Origin of the sequence: Samsonia erythrinae (assembly GCF_004342665.1) — a bacterium.
In the GTDB taxonomy this organism is placed as follows: Bacteria; Pseudomonadota; Gammaproteobacteria; order Enterobacterales; family Enterobacteriaceae; genus Samsonia; species Samsonia erythrinae.
In genome coordinates this window covers 93723-109711 of record NZ_SMBY01000010.1, presented here as the reverse complement: position 1 = coordinate 109711, position 15989 = coordinate 93723, and the positions used below count along the sequence as shown (strand labels likewise).

Annotated in this window: 18 protein-coding genes and 1 rRNA gene; 9 read left to right on the top strand and 10 right to left on the bottom strand. The window is 51.6% G+C overall.

The window, feature by feature from the left end; genetic code table 11:
• Together EDC54_RS14480 and gmhB are read right to left on the bottom strand one after the other, a co-directional pair.
• Positions 1–71 (bottom strand): 16S ribosomal RNA (locus EDC54_RS14480); the annotation flags it as partial.
• Positions 72–449: 378 nt separating this feature from the next.
• Positions 450–1013 carry a D-glycero-beta-D-manno-heptose 1,7-bisphosphate 7-phosphatase gene (gene gmhB / locus EDC54_RS14475; protein ID WP_132457765.1) on the bottom strand — a complete coding sequence of 188 codons (564 nt, stop codon included), beginning with the start codon at positions 1011–1013 and terminating at the stop codon, positions 450–452.
• 180 nt (positions 1014–1193) lie between these two features.
• On the opposite strand from gmhB, the gene metN reads away from it, so the two are divergent.
• From metN to proS, 6 genes are all read left to right on the top strand, one after another.
• The gene (gene metN / locus EDC54_RS14470) at positions 1194–2225 is read left to right on the top strand and encodes a methionine ABC transporter ATP-binding protein MetN (protein WP_132457762.1); all 1032 of its coding nucleotides are present in this window, start codon (positions 1194–1196) and stop codon (positions 2223–2225) included.
• Positions 2218–2871 (top strand): methionine ABC transporter permease MetI, encoded by a 654-nt coding sequence (locus EDC54_RS14465; protein WP_132457759.1) that lies wholly within the window; start codon positions 2218–2220, stop codon positions 2869–2871. Before metN ends, EDC54_RS14465 begins: the two co-directional genes overlap by 8 nt.
• A 63-nt stretch (positions 2872–2934) precedes the next feature.
• Positions 2935–3750, top strand: coding sequence for a MetQ/NlpA family lipoprotein (locus tag EDC54_RS14460; protein WP_132457756.1), 816 nt, complete (start codon positions 2935–2937; stop codon positions 3748–3750).
• A 119-nt stretch (positions 3751–3869) separates the two neighbouring features.
• Entirely contained in the window at positions 3870–4280 is a 411-nt protein-coding gene (gene rcsF / locus EDC54_RS14455; protein ID WP_132457753.1) for an Rcs stress response system protein RcsF, read from the top strand.
• Complete coding sequence (tsaA, locus tag EDC54_RS14450) at positions 4277–4993, top strand: tRNA (N6-threonylcarbamoyladenosine(37)-N6)-methyltransferase TrmO (protein ID WP_132457750.1); 717 nt, start codon at positions 4277–4279, stop codon at positions 4991–4993. Before rcsF ends, tsaA begins: the two co-directional genes overlap by 4 nt.
• Positions 4994–5138: 145 nt before the next feature.
• The gene (gene proS, locus EDC54_RS14445; protein WP_132457747.1) at positions 5139–6857 is read left to right on the top strand and encodes a proline--tRNA ligase; all 1719 of its coding nucleotides are present in this window, start codon (positions 5139–5141) and stop codon (positions 6855–6857) included.
• Positions 6858–6957: 100 nt separating this feature from the next.
• On the opposite strand, the gene rpoS is transcribed toward proS, so the two are convergent.
• The 7 genes from rpoS to ftsB all read right to left on the bottom strand — a co-directional run bounded on the left by rpoS (position 6958) and on the right by ftsB (position 12877).
• The gene (rpoS, locus tag EDC54_RS14440) at positions 6958–7950 is read right to left on the bottom strand and encodes an RNA polymerase sigma factor RpoS (RefSeq protein WP_132457744.1); all 993 of its coding nucleotides are present in this window, start codon (positions 7948–7950) and stop codon (positions 6958–6960) included.
• A gap of 53 nt (positions 7951–8003) precedes the next feature.
• The gene (gene nlpD, locus EDC54_RS14435; RefSeq protein WP_230514527.1) at positions 8004–9023 is read right to left on the bottom strand and encodes a murein hydrolase activator NlpD; all 1020 of its coding nucleotides are present in this window, start codon (positions 9021–9023) and stop codon (positions 8004–8006) included.
• Between the two features lie 406 nt (positions 9024–9429).
• Positions 9430–10056 (bottom strand): protein-L-isoaspartate(D-aspartate) O-methyltransferase, encoded by a 627-nt coding sequence (locus EDC54_RS14430; protein WP_132457738.1) that lies wholly within the window; start codon positions 10054–10056, stop codon positions 9430–9432.
• A gap of 124 nt (positions 10057–10180) precedes the next feature.
• On the bottom strand, positions 10181–11227 hold the full coding sequence (truD, locus tag EDC54_RS14425; RefSeq protein ID WP_132457735.1) for a tRNA pseudouridine(13) synthase TruD: 1047 nt from the start codon (positions 11225–11227) through the stop codon (positions 10181–10183).
• 75 nt (positions 11228–11302) lie between these two features.
• Positions 11303–11800, bottom strand: coding sequence for a 2-C-methyl-D-erythritol 2,4-cyclodiphosphate synthase (gene ispF, locus EDC54_RS14420; protein ID WP_132457732.1), 498 nt, complete (start codon positions 11798–11800; stop codon positions 11303–11305).
• 21 nt (positions 11801–11821) lie between these two features.
• Positions 11822–12553: a 2-C-methyl-D-erythritol 4-phosphate cytidylyltransferase gene (gene ispD / locus EDC54_RS14415; protein WP_132457729.1), complete on the bottom strand. Its 732-nt coding sequence runs from the start codon at positions 12551–12553 to the stop codon at positions 11822–11824.
• A 3-nt stretch (positions 12554–12556) separates the two neighbouring features.
• Positions 12557–12877, bottom strand: coding sequence for a cell division protein FtsB (gene ftsB / locus EDC54_RS14410; protein WP_132457726.1), 321 nt, complete (start codon positions 12875–12877; stop codon positions 12557–12559).
• 341 nt (positions 12878–13218) lie between these two features.
• On the opposite strand from ftsB, the gene EDC54_RS14405 reads away from it, so the two are divergent.
• From EDC54_RS14405 to EDC54_RS14395, 3 genes are all read left to right on the top strand, one after another.
• Complete coding sequence (locus EDC54_RS14405) at positions 13219–13989, top strand: basic amino acid ABC transporter substrate-binding protein (protein WP_132457723.1); 771 nt, start codon at positions 13219–13221, stop codon at positions 13987–13989.
• Between the two features lie 110 nt (positions 13990–14099).
• Entirely contained in the window at positions 14100–14864 is a 765-nt protein-coding gene (locus EDC54_RS14400) for an amino acid ABC transporter permease (protein ID WP_132457720.1), read from the top strand.
• Complete coding sequence (locus EDC54_RS14395; protein WP_132457786.1) at positions 14851–15573, top strand: amino acid ABC transporter ATP-binding protein; 723 nt, start codon at positions 14851–14853, stop codon at positions 15571–15573. Before EDC54_RS14400 ends, EDC54_RS14395 begins: the two co-directional genes overlap by 14 nt.
• Before the next feature lie 41 nt (positions 15574–15614).
• Here EDC54_RS14395 and EDC54_RS14390 read toward each other — a convergent pair whose 3' ends face one another.
• Positions 15615–15950, bottom strand: a complete 336-nt coding sequence (locus EDC54_RS14390) for a DUF3561 family protein (RefSeq protein ID WP_196238461.1) — start codon at positions 15948–15950, stop codon at positions 15615–15617.
• Positions 15951–15989 lie beyond the last annotated feature (39 nt).

Here is a 15989-nt window from a genome sequence, read left to right as displayed (position 1 = left end):
TGCCGCTCGACTTGCATGTGTTAGGCCTGCCGCCAGCGTTCAATCTGAGCCATGATCAAACTCTTCAATTTAAGATTTGTTTGATTTGCTGAACTTGTCAGCGATGCTCAAAGAATTAAAACTGTTTATTCGTAATGAATTTACTGTTGTTCACTCTTCAAGACTTTTTATATCGTTAAGATACGGTCTTGTGAGTGCCCACACAGATTGTCTGATTATATTGTTAAAGAGCAGTGCGCGCGGCCTGAACCGCTTTGCGAGGTGGCGTATATTACGCTTATCACCTTCAGAGTCAACGTTTATTTTAAAGCGTTTTCCCTTTCTTTACCGACCGACTTGTGAGTCACAGCGCCGTGTCGATGGAGGCGCATTATAGGGGGCGAAATCAGAAGCGCAAGCAAATCTCGCAAACTTTTTTCCGCTTGCGCATCTTTCATTCGTTTAGCCTATTAACTGCGCGTTTTTATCCATTTGGGCAGGTCTGCGAGGCTTTCCAGCACATCATCCGCCAGCGCTTCCCCCTGCCCGGTGATGGCTTTACCGGTGCGAACCAGCAGTTTAGTACCGACGCCCGCGCCGATTGCAGCCTGCATATCTTCTGTTTTATCGCCCACCATATAAGACGCAGGCATATCAATGTGCAGGTGACGTTGCGCGGAAAGTAACATTCCGGGCTCGGGCTTACGACAATCACAGGTCTGACGGTATTCGCCATCCCCAGCGTCGGGATGATGTGGACAAAAGTAGATGCCATCCAGATCCACGCCGCGATCTGCCAGCGACCAGTCCATCCATTCAGTCAGTTGCATAAACTGGTCTTCGGTAAATTTGCCGCGCGCGATGCCGGATTGATTCGTCACAACAACCAGCGCGAACCCCATGTTTTTCAACTCACGCATGGCATCAATGACGCCATCGATAAACTGAAAGTGATCGATATCATGAACATAACCGTGATCGACATTGATCGTGCCGTCACGATCAAGAAAAATTGCTGGAACGCTTTGCGCCACTGACTTTGCTCCTGAATGGCCTAAATTACGCGGTAGTATCGCATGTTTTCCCCCACTGGGAGAATGCAGAGCCATGACAATCCCGATTGACTTAGACGTCTAGACGCCCTAACATCCGTCCATATTCTGCATGCGCAGAAACTGATTTATCCTGCCACAGGCACTCACGATAAAAAATATATGATTGAACTTTCTAATATTACTAAGGTTTTTCAGCAAAATGGCCGGGCAATTACCGCACTTGCTGATGTGAGCCTTCATGTTCCCACCGGGCAAATCTATGGCGTGATTGGCGCATCAGGGGCGGGCAAAAGTACGCTCATTCGATGCGTCAACTTATTAGAGCGTCCAACGGAAGGGAAAGTGCTGGTAGACGGACAAGATCTGACTCAGTTGTCAGACAACCAGTTAACGCGCGCTCGTCGTCAAATCGGTATGATTTTCCAGCACTTCAACCTGCTCGCATCGCGTACCGTTTTCGGCAACATCGCTCTCCCTCTTGAACTGGATAACACCCCAAAAGCTGAAATTACTCGCCGGGTTAATGAACTGCTCGAATTGGCTGGGTTGTCTGACAAGCATGATATTTACCCTGCCAATCTGTCCGGCGGGCAAAAACAACGCGTGGCCATCGCCCGCGCGCTGGCCAGCAACCCGAAAGTCTTGCTGTGCGACGAAGCCACCAGCGCGCTGGATCCGGCGACGACTCGTTCAATTCTTGAATTACTCAAAGACATCAATCGACGTTTAGGCCTGACGATCCTCCTCATTACCCATGAAATGGACGTCGTGAAGCGTATTTGCGATCGGGTTGCCGTTATCAGCAATGGGAGACTTATTGAACAGGACACGGTAAGCGAAGTCTTTTCTCATCCTAAAACGCCGCTGGCGCAAAAATTCATTCAGTCAACATTACATTTGGATATTCCTGACGATTATCTCACGCGCCTGTCTCCTGACCCTCAGCCGGGGAGCCCGCCGTTATTACGGATGGAGTTCACCGGTCAATCAGTGGATGCGCCGCTGTTGTCCGAAGCCGCCCGACGTTTTAACGTCAACAATAATATTATCAGCGCCCAGATGGACTACGCCGGCGGCGTCAAGTTCGGCATCATGCTGGCAGAAATGCATGGCAACACGGTAGACACCCAAGCCGCGATCAAATTTCTGCAAGAAAATCACGTGAATATTGAGGTACTGGGTTATGTCTGAAGCCATGTTATGGTTACTTGCCCGAGGTGTATGGGAAACGATCGCCATGACATTTGTCTCTGGCTTTTTCGGTTTCGTTTTAGGCTTGCCCGTCGGCGTACTGTTATACACCACGCGTCCGGGGCAAATTATTGCCAACCCTAAGCTTTATCGGATTGTTTCTGCGCTGGTGAACATTTTCCGTTCCATTCCGTTCATTATCCTGCTCGTCTGGATGATTCCTTTTACCCGCGTGATTGTCGGAACGTCGATTGGTCTACAGGCGGCGATAGTCCCGCTCACCGTCGGTGCAGCACCTTTTATTGCCCGCATGGTGGAGAATGCGCTGCTTGAAATTCCGACCGGGCTGATCGAAGCCGCCCGCGCGATGGGCGCCACGCCGATGCAGATCATCAGAAAGATATTACTGCCGGAAGCCTTACCGGGATTAATTAATGCTGCAACCATCACGCTTATCACGCTAGTAGGCTATTCTGCTATGGGGGGAGCCGTAGGCGCAGGCGGCTTAGGTCAAATTGGTTATCAGTATGGTTATATTGGTTATAACGCAACGGTCATGAATACGGTATTAATACTGCTGGTCATTTTGGTTTACCTGATTCAATTCTGCGGAGACAGGGCAGTAAAAGCTGTCACACACAAGTAATCACCACAATAGGCATTTGCCTATGGCATATGCGAAGAAGGCATTTTAATTAGAGGTAAGGATATGGCGATTAAATTGAAATCGATTGCGACCATTGGCGCACTAATTGGTGCTCTGGCGTTAGCGGGATGCGGACAGGAAGAAAAGGATCCCAACCATATTAAAGTCGGCGTGATTGTTGGCGCAGAACAGCAGGTTGCGGAAGTTGCCCAGAAAGTCGCGAAGGACAAATATGGCCTGGATGTTGAATTGGTCACGTTTAACGATTACGTATTGCCAAATGAAGCACTGAGCAAAGGCGATATCGATCTGAACGCCTTCCAGCACAAACCGTATCTGGATCAGCAGATCAAAGACAGGGGTTATAAACTGGTTTCTGTTGGCAACAGCTTTGTCTACCCGATTGCCGGCTATTCCAAAAAAATTAAATCACTGAATGAACTGCAAGATGGCGCTCAGGTTGCATTACCGAATGACCCAACCAATCTGGGGCGCGCTTTACTGCTGTTGCAAAAAGTCGGGCTGATTAAGCTGAAAGACAACGTCGGTCTGCTGCCGACCGTACTGGACGTGACCGAAAACCCGAAAAATATCAAACTGGTTGAACTGGAAGCGCCACAGCTGCCTCGTTCTCTGGATGATGCACAAATCGCACTGGCGATAATCAACACCACTTACGCCAGCCAGATTAACCTGACGCCGACGAAAGATGGCTTGTTTGTTGAAGAGAAAGATTCTCCGTACGTAAACCTGCTGGTGGCACGTGAAAACAACAAAGACGCCGAAAACGTGAAAAAATTTGTTCAGGCTTATCAATCAGACGAAGTGAACGACGCTGCAAATAAAATCTTTAATGGCGGCGCGGTGAAAGGCTGGTAATCCCGCGATTACCCAGTCAACTAAAAGATATCTGCAAGACGGGCTACGGCCCGTCTTGTTATTTGCGTGATAGCTTGCTTCAATACCCGTTCTTTGAAAAAAAAGCAGAGGAATTATTAATGCGTGCAGTTCCCTTTATTGTGTTAGCAATGTCGCTGACTGGCTGTTCCTTATTCCAGAAGCCACCGGCACCTGCTCCTCAACCGGTTATTGAGACCAAAACCGTGGAACCGGCACCTAAACCCAAACCGACAGTTCGCCCGGCTCCTGCCACATTGTATAAAAGCGCGGAGGAATTGGTCGGTAAGCCTTTCCGCGATATGGGAGAGGTTTCAGGCTCTTCCTGCCAGGTTAGCGCTCAGGATGCGCCCCCCAGCATCGCGAATGCGCGGAAAAGAATGCAACACCGCGCGACCGGCATGAAAGCCAATGCGGTTTTACTGCACGAATGCCAAACCGTCAGCGGCGTAGCGGGCTGTCATAGTCAGGTCATTTGCCAAGGCACAGCACTGAAAGTCTCTGCACAATGAGCGAATTTGTTTTCAATCAGATCGGGGTTATCCGCTCCCCTTATAAAGAAAAATTTGCCATTCCGCGGCAGCCGGGCCTGATTGAAGATGGAGGCGGAGAACTTCAGCTACTGCCGCCGTACCATCATCCTGAGTGTGTGAGAGGACTCGAAGATTTCAGTCACATTTGGGTGCTGTTCGTATTTCACCAAACGATGGAAGGCGGTTGGCGTCCAACGGTGAGGCCACCGCGCCTGGGCGGAAACACGCGGACGGGCGTGTTCGCCACGCGTTCAACCTTTCGTCCTAACCCTATCGGCATGTCATTGGTTGAATTAAAGGGGATTCGCCGAAAAGGCGACGCCATAACGCTCGAATTGGGCAGCCTTGATCTGGTTGATGGTACCCCGGTCGTCGATATCAAACCTTATCTGCCTTTTGCTGAAAGTTATCCGCTGGCGCGAGCAGGTTTTGCCCAGACGACCCCCGATGCCGCGATGCCGGTCAGGTTTTCTCCGCTGGCGGAAAAGCAGGTAGCTGAATACCAGAAGAAATATCCACAGCTCAGGCGGTTTATCTCGCAGGTATTGGCGCAGGATCCTCGCCCAGCTTACCGGAAAGGAGAAAATACGCCGCGGGAATACGCCGTTTTGCTGCTGGAATTCAACGTTTGCTGGCGTGTCTGCGGAGAACAAACCGAAGTGTTAAGCCTCGACCCGTCAAACGGGTGTTAAAACACTAACCGCAGCAATATATTCTAAAATTGTTCCTACTCTCTTTTGGCCCGCCGCCCACGCTGTTAAACTAAGCCACTTTTTATGTGCCTTCGGCTGCGCGACAGCCCTATGCTTTTTACCGTTCTAATGGAACTAAAACACCATGCGTACTAGCCAATATATGCTCTCCACGCTCAAGGAGACGCCAGCCGATGCGGAAGTCATCAGCCATCAGTTGATGCTCCGGGCAGGAATGATTCGTAAACTGGCCTCAGGTCTTTATACCTGGTTACCGACCGGTTTACGTGTTTTAAGAAAAGTTGAAAACATCGTACGCGAAGAGATGAATAACGCAGGGGCCATCGAAGTGTCCATGCCCGTTGTTCAGCCTGCCGATTTATGGGTGGAAAGTGGCCGCTGGGAGCAATATGGTCCAGAGCTGCTGCGCTTTGTTGACCGTGGTGAGCGCCCATTTGTTCTTGGCCCCACGCACGAAGAAGTGATTACCGATCTGATCCGTAATGAAATCAGTTCGTACAAGCAGTTGCCGCTGAACTTTTTCCAGATCCAAACGAAGTTTCGCGATGAAGTTCGCCCACGTTTCGGCGTGATGCGTTCGCGTGAATTCCTGATGAAAGATGCCTACTCCTTCCATACCTCTCAGGAATCGTTGCAGGTCACTTACGACGCCATGTACACCGCTTACAGCAAAATTTTCAGCCGTATGGCGCTGGATTTCAGAGCTGTTCAGGCGGATACCGGCTCTATCGGCGGTAATGCGTCTCATGAGTTTCAGGTGCTGGCCGCCAGTGGTGAAGACGATATCGTATTCTCAACAGAATCCGATTATGCGGCAAATATAGAACTGGCGGAGGCCGTCGCACCGCAGTCAGGCCGCGCAGAAGCAACAGAAGCATTGCGTCTGGTGGATACGCCGAATGCCAAGACCATCGCCGAGCTGGTCGAACAATTTAAACTGCCGATTGAAAAAACCGTCAAAACGCTGCTAGTGCAAGCCACAAAAGAAAGCGGCCACAAGTTGGTTGCGTTGCTGGTTCGCGGCGATCACGAACTGAATGAGATCAAAGCAGAGAAAATCGATCTGGTAGCCAGTCCGTTGACTTTTGCAACGGAAGAAGAAATTCGTGCGGTCATCGGCGCTGGCCCTGGCTCGCTTGGCCCGGTCAATTTGTCGATCCCCGTCATTGTTGACCGAACCGTCACGGCGATGAGTGATTTCAGCGCGGGTGCGAACATTGATGGAAAACACTATTTTGGCATCAATTGGGAACGTGACGTCGCACTGCCGCAGGTTGCGGATATTCGCAACGTGGTTGAAGGCGACAGTAGCCCGGACGGCAAAGGTACGCTGCAAATCAAACGCGGTATCGAAGTCGGCCATATTTTCCAACTGGGCAGCAAGTATTCCGAAGCGCTGAAAGCGACGGTTCAAGGCGAAGACGGGCGCAACCAGATTCTGACGATGGGCTGTTACGGAATTGGCGTCACACGCGTAGTGGCGGCGGCGATTGAGCAAAACCATGACGAACGCGGCATCATCTGGCCAGACGCTATTGCGCCTTTCCACGTGGCTATTCTGCCAATGAACATGCACAAATCTTTCCGCGTGAAGGAAGTGGCGGAGGATATTTACCAGCAGCTGCGTGCAAAAGGCGTTGAAGTTCTGCTTGATGACCGCAAAGAGCGTCCGGGCGTGATGTTCGCCGACATGGAACTGATTGGTATTCCTCACACCATCGTCATTGGCGATCGCAATCTGGACAGTGAAGAGATTGAATACAAAAACCGCCGGGTCGGCGAAAAGCAAATGATTAAAACCAGCGAAATCGTCGATTTTCTGCTGGCGAATATTGTACGCTGATCGCCGCCAATGCCCCTTTGCGAATGAGCTGGGGTATCAAGGCATAAAAAATGGTGGGGAAACCCACCATTTTTTTAATGTACGAATCTCCGGTTATGGATTATTCACGAAACAACTCTTCGATGCTTAACCCCTGAACCTGAAGAATTTCACGCAGTCGGCGTAAACCTTCAACCTGAATCTGACGAACACGCTCGCGCGTTAAGCCGATTTCGCGTCCCACATCTTCCAGCGTCGCCGCTTCATACCCCAGTAGACCGAAACGACGTGCCAGCACCTCACGCTGCTTGGCGTTAAGCTCGAACAACCACTTCACGATATTCTGTTTCATATCGTTATCCTGAGTGGTGTCTTCAGGCCCATTGTCTTTTTCGTCAGCCAGAATATCCAACAGCGCTTTGTCCGAATCACCCCCAAGCGGGGTGTCGACGGAGGTAATACGCTCATTCAGACGCAGCATGCGGTTGACATCATCAACCGGTTTATCGAGCTGTTCGGCAATTTCTTCCGCACTCGGCTCGTGATCCAGTTTATGCGACAATTCGCGCGCGGTGCGCAGGTAAACATTAAGTTCTTTAACAATGTGGATAGGTAAACGAATGGTACGGGTTTGGTTCATGATGGCCCGTTCTATCGTTTGTCGAATCCACCAGGTGGCATACGTTGAAAAGCGGAACCCTCTTTCTGGGTCAAATTTTTCAACGGCCCGGATCAGACCAAGGTTCCCTTCCTCAATCAGATCCAACAGGGCCAGACCACGATTGTTGTAACGGCGGGCAATTTTCACAACCAGCCGCAGGTTACTTTCAATCATCCGGCGACGTGATGGAATATCACCACGCAGCGCACGCCGGGCAAAATACACTTCTTCTTCTGCGGTTAAAAGCGGCGAATAGCCAATTTCTCCCAAATAGAGCTGCGTTGCATCCAGAACACGCTGTGAAACCCCTTGTGATAACGGCTCATCGTCAGCCAAGTCGTTATCATTGGTATCGTCCTCAGCCAGCGCCTTGTCATCAAAAACGTCAAGTCCATTCTCGTCGAAATCGGTCTCTTCATGTAACTCGTTAACTTTCAGCGTACTTTGGCTCATAAGTGGCTCCTACCCGTGATCCCTTGGCAGAATACCGAAATACTCTGCCCGATTTATCGCTGCGGAAGAAAACGCAGCGGGTTTACGGATTTCCCCTTGTAACGAATTTCAAAGTGCAAGCGAACTGAGCTTGTGCCCGTACTGCCCATCGTAGCGATTTTTTGTCCAGCCGTGACATCTTGTTGTTCACGGACCAGCATCGTATCGTTATGAGCATAAGCACTGAGGTAGTCATCATTATGTTTGATGATTATCAGATTTCCGTAACCACGCAGCGCGTTGCCCGCGTACACCACACGCCCACTAGCGGTTGCGGTGATCGGTTGCCCACGTGAGCCGGCGATATCAATCCCTTTATTTCCCCCTTCGGTAGCGGAGAAACTATCAATGACTTTTCCATCAGTAGGCCAACGCCAATTGCCGACAGCAGCAGTATTGCTGCTGGCTACAGCCGCTGGAACGGAAGCAGGAACCGTTGTTGTCGCCCCTGCCGCAGGTAACATTTTACCTACATTCTGTTTACCCTGGTTACCAGAATACGCATTAGTTGACTGGGAATCAACCGATGTAGTTTGTATTTGGTTACTTGATGGCGGGGTCGGTACACCGCCGCGGGTGGCATCGGTTGCAGCCAACATGCCGCCACCAGCCGAACTACCGTCCTGGATAGCATTGCCCGATCCGTTGCCCAAACTTAGCGTTTGCCCCACATTCAGACTGTAGGGTTCAGGAATATTATTGCGCTGCGCCAGATCCCGGTAGTCATTGCCGGTGATCCAGGCGATATAGAACAGGGTATCTCCCCGTTTAACTGTGTAGGTATTCCCGCCGCTATAGCTGCCTTTCGGAATAGTACCGTAGCTGCGGTTATAGATGATCCGCCCGTCGGATGTGGTTGCAACCCCCTCGCCCGGGGTTGAAATGCGTGATGGCGGCGCAGATAACACTCCCCCTCGGCTGCCAGTATTTCCGTCAACGCTGCTGATCGGCGCGGATTGAGTATCGTTGTTGGAACACCCAGCCAATCCTACGATCATCACCGTACAAGCAGCAATCTGACGCAAATTGATCATTCGGCTTCCCATGCGCCTTACTCCCCTATAACTATAGCGTTCAAAAAAATAATGATACCCGTCATATTTCAAGCTGCATGTCGATGAGCTTTCTTAAGCACTCGGTCCGGCCTGGACCGCCAGCGCGTGTTTTATCCTGCAACTCAAACTATCAGAGTATATAACGTTCAGAAAACAGCAATATTCAGAACCCAATCAGGTGGGTGAGCCCCGCATCCGTTGTCGCCCGCCTGACTGACGCATAACACAGTGTAGCGTAAGCGGTACCCGGTGTTTGTTCGCAAGCGGAACAACGGGAAGAAATACCACGCTGGTGAGAGGCTAAAAATATCAACACGTTCGCACCATAAAATCGTGGTATTGAAATGTTAAAGGCTTAACAATCATGCACACCACCGTCACGGTATCAGGCTAATTCCCCTTTGACCAGCGGAACAAACCGAACGGGCTCAACCATCCGAAGGGTAAATTCGCTGGCGCGCCGCTGCACCACCTGAAGCATTTGCGCCTGTTCCCCGACGGGCAAGACCATCACGCCGCCCTCATCAAGCTGCTCCAGTAACGCACGAGGAATTTCCGGCGGCGCCGCCGTCACGATGATGGCATCAAACGGGCCGCGCGACGCCCAGCCCAACCAGCCATCGCCGTGACGGGTGGACACGTTGTGTAAGTCAAGCTGCTTCAGACGACGTTTAGCCTGCCATTGCAGCCCTTTAATACGCTCAACCGAGCAGACGTGTTGCACCAAGTGCGCCAGAATCGCCGTTTGATAACCCGAACCGGTACCGATTTCCAACACGCGGGAAACCGGCGTCAGACTGAGCAGCTCCGTCATCTTCGCAACCATATAGGGTTGCGAGATCGTCTGACCAGAACCAATAGGCAGAGCGGTATTTTCATACGCTTTATGTTCGAAGGCTTCGTCAACAAAACGTTCTCTGGGTACGGCTTCTATCGCCTGTAGCAGACGTTCGTCCTGAATGCCCTGTTGGCGCAGCTGCGCCAATAACGTTTGTATACGCTTGTTTACCATTCCCCGCCGACCTCAGCTATGGTTAACCTCGTCACCAATCAATATTCCCGTTCAGGGGCAAGCCAACCGCACACGTCTATGGCTGCCGGCTTCTGCGCGCTTCAGGAAAACGCATCGCGACATATTAGAGATCGCTATCCGTATCCTGCCGCGAATGCAGCACTTCTCTCACCACGCTGGTGGCAAAACTTCCCGCTGGCAGCCAAAACTTCAATTCCACGGTGGCGTCATCCCGCCAATTCCAGCGCATCTGCTGTGGATACAGCAAAATAGCACGCCGGGCGGATTCAACCCGCTCCCGCCGGACTAAGGCCCAAAGCGTCTCTTGCCCAGCCAATGCCCACTCTTCAAAACTCCGCGCATCGTCCTGCGACCCCAGTTCACCATCCCCCGGCAGAGGCGCGGTAATCTGGAGTTCACCGGCATCAAGGCGGGTCTGTAGGGCATCCCGTTCGTCGGCTTTCGCCACAAACCAGCTACCGCGCCCCGAAAGCTGCAATGCATCGCCGCAGAGTACGGTCTTTTCCTGCCGCCGCGCCAGTCTTGCGCTGGCCACCTGATTAAACATCGCGCTGCGGCTGGCGGAAAGATAAAAGCTGCGTTTATTGCGTTCTTTTACCCGAATTTCGTTATTCGCCCAGCGGCGCGCCTGCTCAAGATTGTTCCCGTCCCGTCCGAAACGCTGGCTACCGAAATAATTAGGCACGCCGTTCGCGGCAATTAACGCCAGTCGAGCGTCGACATCATGGCGATCGCTGACCTGACGCAACACCAGAGTAAAATCATTGCCTCGTAGCGTACCGATTCGCAATTTGCGACGATGGCGGGTAACGTCAAGCACCTCACAGCCTTCAAGTTCGAACGCGGAAAAATCCGGCGTTTCCTTTCCCGGCATATGCAGACAGAACCATTGCTCTGTCACGGCATGGCGATCTTTCAGCCCGGCATAGCTCACGGCACGTAGCGGCAGTCGGGCAAACTTTGCCAGCATCTCGGCCACAAATTGCGTATTACAGCCGCGCTTGCGCACGCGCACCAATACCTGTTCGCCGTCGCCGTCCGGCTGAAACCCTAAGTCTTCCACCACCACAAAATCGTCTGCGGCCGACTTTAAGGCGCCGGTAGCACGGGGTTCACCATGCAACCAGACGAGTTGTTCACTGTTTTCCATCGTTATCTCACAAAGCGCATCACCGTCATGCGATGGCTTTTTTATATTCTTCACGCTTTGCGTTCAGACCATCGCTTACCACGCGACGATTTCGCCGGTTTCTTTTTTCACTAGCAACGCTACGGCCTCACAGGCTATTCCTTCACCACGACCGGTAAACCCTAACTGCTCTGTCGTCGTGGCTTTCACGTTGACATCATCGATATGGCACTGTAAGTCTTCCGCCAGATTCACCCGCATCTGGGGAATATGCGGCGCCATCTTCGGTGCTTGCGCAATAATGGTGACGTCCAGGTTGCCCAACTGATAGCCTTTGTCGTTGATTCGACGCCAGGCTTCACGCAGCAAGACACGGCTGTCTGCGCCTTTAAAAGCCGGATCGGTATCGGGGAACAGTTTACCGATATCGCCCAGAGCTGCCGCGCCCAGCAGGGCATCCGTCACGGCATGCAGAACCACATCCCCATCGGAATGCGCCAGCAGGCCTTGAGCATAGGGAACTCGCACGCCACCGATCACCAACGGACCTTCTCCACCAAATTTATGGACATCAAAACCGTGACCGATACGCATCGCACGTTCTCCTTAATGTATTTAGCTAATCGAATGAGTGGAGTGCAGACTCGTCAAATAGAACTCGGCCAGCGCCAAATCCTCAGGACGAGTTACTTTTATATTATCTGAACGCCCACTGATAATTTGCGGACGATAGCCACAATATTCCAACGCGGAAGCTTCATCCGTAACGGTTACGCCATCCTGAAGCGCGCGTTGCAGACACGCTTTCAGCAACACCGCAGGAAACAGCTGCGGGGTCAATGCGTGCCACAAATCGTTACGCTCAACGGTATGCTCGATAAATCCGTCCGTACTGCGTTTCATGGTATCACGAACCGGCGCCGCCAGAATGCCACCAACGTCGCTCTGCCCGACAAGCGCCAGCAAACGCGTTAAATCGTCCTGATGCAGGCACGGGCGCGCGGCGTCATGCACCAGCGCCCACGCGGTATCGGCAACGGCGGCCAGACCAGCCAGTACAGAATCCGCACGCTGCTGCCCGCCGGTAACAACGAGAATACGCGGGTCATTGGCGATCGCTAATGTAGGAAAAAATACGTCATCCGAACGGATGGCGACCACCACACGCTGTATTGAGGCGTGGCGCAAGAGCGTGTCGATGGTATGTTCCAGGATGGTTTTACGACCGGTTGCGTCATTGCCAATCGTCAGATATTGCTTGGGGCGATCGTTTTGCATTCTGCTGCCGTTACCGGCGGCAGGCAAAACGGCAACAACCTCAGGTGGGGAAAGGCTTGGTATATGCATGTGTCAACGTGATGTGTTGTTGGATGAATTGGTATTCGCGTTACGACGGCTCGACTCCGGTACCAGACGATAGAAGCTTTCGCCGGGTTTGATCATACCCAGTTCATTGCGCGCGCGCTCTTCAATCGCCTCCTGCCCACCATTGAGGTCGTCAATTTCGGCAAACAGTTGTTCGTTACGGGATTTTAATTTGGCATTGTTCCCCTGCTGGACAACAACATCCTCTTTCACCCGAACGTAATCATGAATACCATTCTTGCCCAGCCACAGTGAATACTGAAGCCAGCCAAGCAATATCAATAATAACAGCGTAAGCTTTCCCATCCCGCCCCCTGAAAAACCGCTTAATCATCCCATAACTTTTGTTTTGACTCCACTGTGTCTGGCCGTGGAAAGCAAGATTCCCCTTATCCCTTGTTCAAATGGAGACCATTTTGGTATGGAACACGCCAAACGCGCCCCCTCCATTGTCCCTGACGTCTATTCATTAATACCGTGTTTTCTCTCCACTTCAATCGCGGGTCAGAAAAGGTAAGTGTGCAGGATCCCAGCAAGATAAAACCGCACTAAGGAAAATCGTAAGTTGAACCCTTAGGGATACCCGTGTATTTTTATGCATCCAAAGTGCATAAAAATAAGATTCGCATTTAAACCAGGAGATAATCATGTTCAAAAAGCTGCTATGTATCGGCGCGCTCTGCGCCGCCGCTCTCTCAATCACCACCTTCGCCGCAGAGCCGACTTACGTGGTTGGCTCCGGCGGAACTTACCGTCCGTTTGAATTTGAAAATGCGCAGAAAGAGCTGGAAGGTTTTGATATTGATATTATTAAAGCGATCGCCAAAGCAGAGAATTTTAACATCAAGCTAATCAATACGCCGTGGGAAGGTATCTTCGCGACCCTTAACTCCGGCGATCGCGATATTATCATTTCTGGTATCACCATTACCGACAAGCGCAAGCAAATGGTCGATTTTTCCGCCCCATATTTTCCTGCCGAGCAATCCATCGTCATTCCAGAAGGTTCGACGATCGACTCCATTAACGCCCTGAAAGCTCACAAGGTAGGTGTTGTGAACTCCAGTACCGCTGATGTGGTGATCTCAGACGTATTAGGAAAAAACAGCACATCAATTAAACGGTTTGATAACACGCCGCTCATGCTGCAAGAGCTGTATGAAAATGGTATTGGTGCTGCGGTTGGCGATGTCGGCGTTGTGAAGTTTTACATTAAGACTCACCCTGAAAAACAGTTCAATCTGATTTCCGATGCCAAATTCGAACGCCAGTATTTTGGCATCGCCGTAGCCAAAGGCAATGACGAGCTGCGCGAAAAAATTAACGCCGGGCTGAAAAAAATCGTTGCTGATGGCACCTACGCCAAGATCTATCAAACCTGGTTTGATAACAATGTGCCGACCTTACCTGCCGAATAATGACGGCGATACGCGGCGTATCTCTCCGGGCTAATCACCTGATGCGAGACGCCGCGAAACCGGCTAATTGGCTAACAATCAATAGATATCCTCTTTAAAAGGAAACGGTCTTGACGGGATTTCGTTGGGAGATCATTCAGGAGTATGCTCCCCTCTTTATGGAAGGCGCCTGGATGACCATCAAATGCACCATTATTTGTGTCATTCTTGGCACCTGCTGGGGATTAACGCTCGGATTAGGCCGCTTGGCGCAAGCGCCGCACGGTCCGTGGAAATATATACTGCACTACGGCGTTCAATGGCCGGTACGCATCTATATCAGCGCCTTTCGCGGTACGCCGCTGTTTGTGCAAATCATGGTGGTGCACTTCGCTCTGGTGCCGCTGTTCATCAACCCGCGTGACGGGCTGCTGGTGACCAGCAATATCATGTCAGTGGATTTTGCCCGCACGCTACGGTCTGATTACGGCGCGTTCCTCTCTTGCGTCGTGGCCATTACGCTCAACGCGGGGGCCTACGTTTCCGAAATATTCCGCGCGGGTATTCAATCCATCGATCGTGGACAGATGGAAGCCTCGCGTTCTCTCGGCATGAGCTATGGACGCACTATGCGAAAAGTGATTCTGCCGCAGGCTTTTCGCCGTATGTTGCCGCCGCTGGGCAATAACGCCATTGCGATTGTGAAAGACTCATCGCTGGCCTCTGCCATCGGCCTGGCGGATCTCGCCTATGCCGCCCGGACGGTGTCAGGCTCTTATGCTACATACTGGGAACCCTACCTGACGATTTCCGTCGTCTATTGGGTCATTACTTTCCTGCTCTCGCTGCTGGTGCGGCACATGGAAACGAGGTTTGGCAAAAGTGATTCACGTTAACAACCTGCAAAAACAATTTGGCGATACCCACGTCCTGCGCGGTATTTCCTGCGACATCGCGCCTCAGGAAGTGGTTTGTCTGATTGGCCCTTCCGGTTCGGGAAAAAGTACCTTTCTGCGTTGCATCAACGCACTGGAGACGCTGTCAGCAGGCGAGATTACCGTCAATGGCTTTGCCATTCACGATCGGAAAACCAATATCAACCGCCTGCGTGAAAGCGTTGGTATGGTGTTTCAACGCTTTAATCTCTTTCCACACATGACAGTGCTGGAAAACGTGATTATGGCACCGATGGATATCAAAAAGTTACCTCGTGATCAGGCCGTTGAACGCGCCAGAGCGCTGCTAAGCAAAGTCGGTCTGCTGGATAAAATCGACGCTTGGCCAAACAGTCTGTCAGGCGGTCAGCAACAGCGCGTCGCCATTGCCCGCGCGTTGGCAATGGAACCGGCGGTGATGTTGTTCGATGAACCGACATCCGCGCTGGATCCGGAGTTGGTCGGCGACGTTCTGGACGTCATGAAAACATTGGCAAACGAAGGCATGACGATGGTCATCGTCACTCATGAAATGGCATTTGCCAGAGATGTGGCTGACACCGTGATCTTTATCGATCAAGGCGTTATTCAGGAACAGGGAGCGCCAGAGGCGATCTTTACCCGCCCCGTCAACCCGCGCACACAGGCTTTCCTGAGCAAAATACGGTGATGCGGCAGGCGGTCGGCATTCCGTGCTGGCCGCCTTTTCCCTTACCAACCGGTCAGAAATGAGAATACCAGCCAAAACAGACACATCACCGTCAACCCCGTCGCAAACAGGGTGTAAAAAATATAGCCTCTCAGCAAAAAGCTAATCCCAACCCCCACCAGCACCGAAAATGGCATCAGTGCCAGAAAGAACGGCCAGGTATACAGCATGAAAAAAAACGTCGTATTGGAGCCATAAACCCAAAAAGGAATACTAAAAGCCAACCAATAAAAGGAGAACGCCGTCACCGCGCCCATAAACAGCGTGGAAACACCGTCATCCTCTTCTTCTTGTACTGATCGAGTTTTGCTAATCGTTAACTGTGTGGCGTTTTGCATAAGCGTTCCCATTGTTCCCCTGCGACACCCAACGACGCG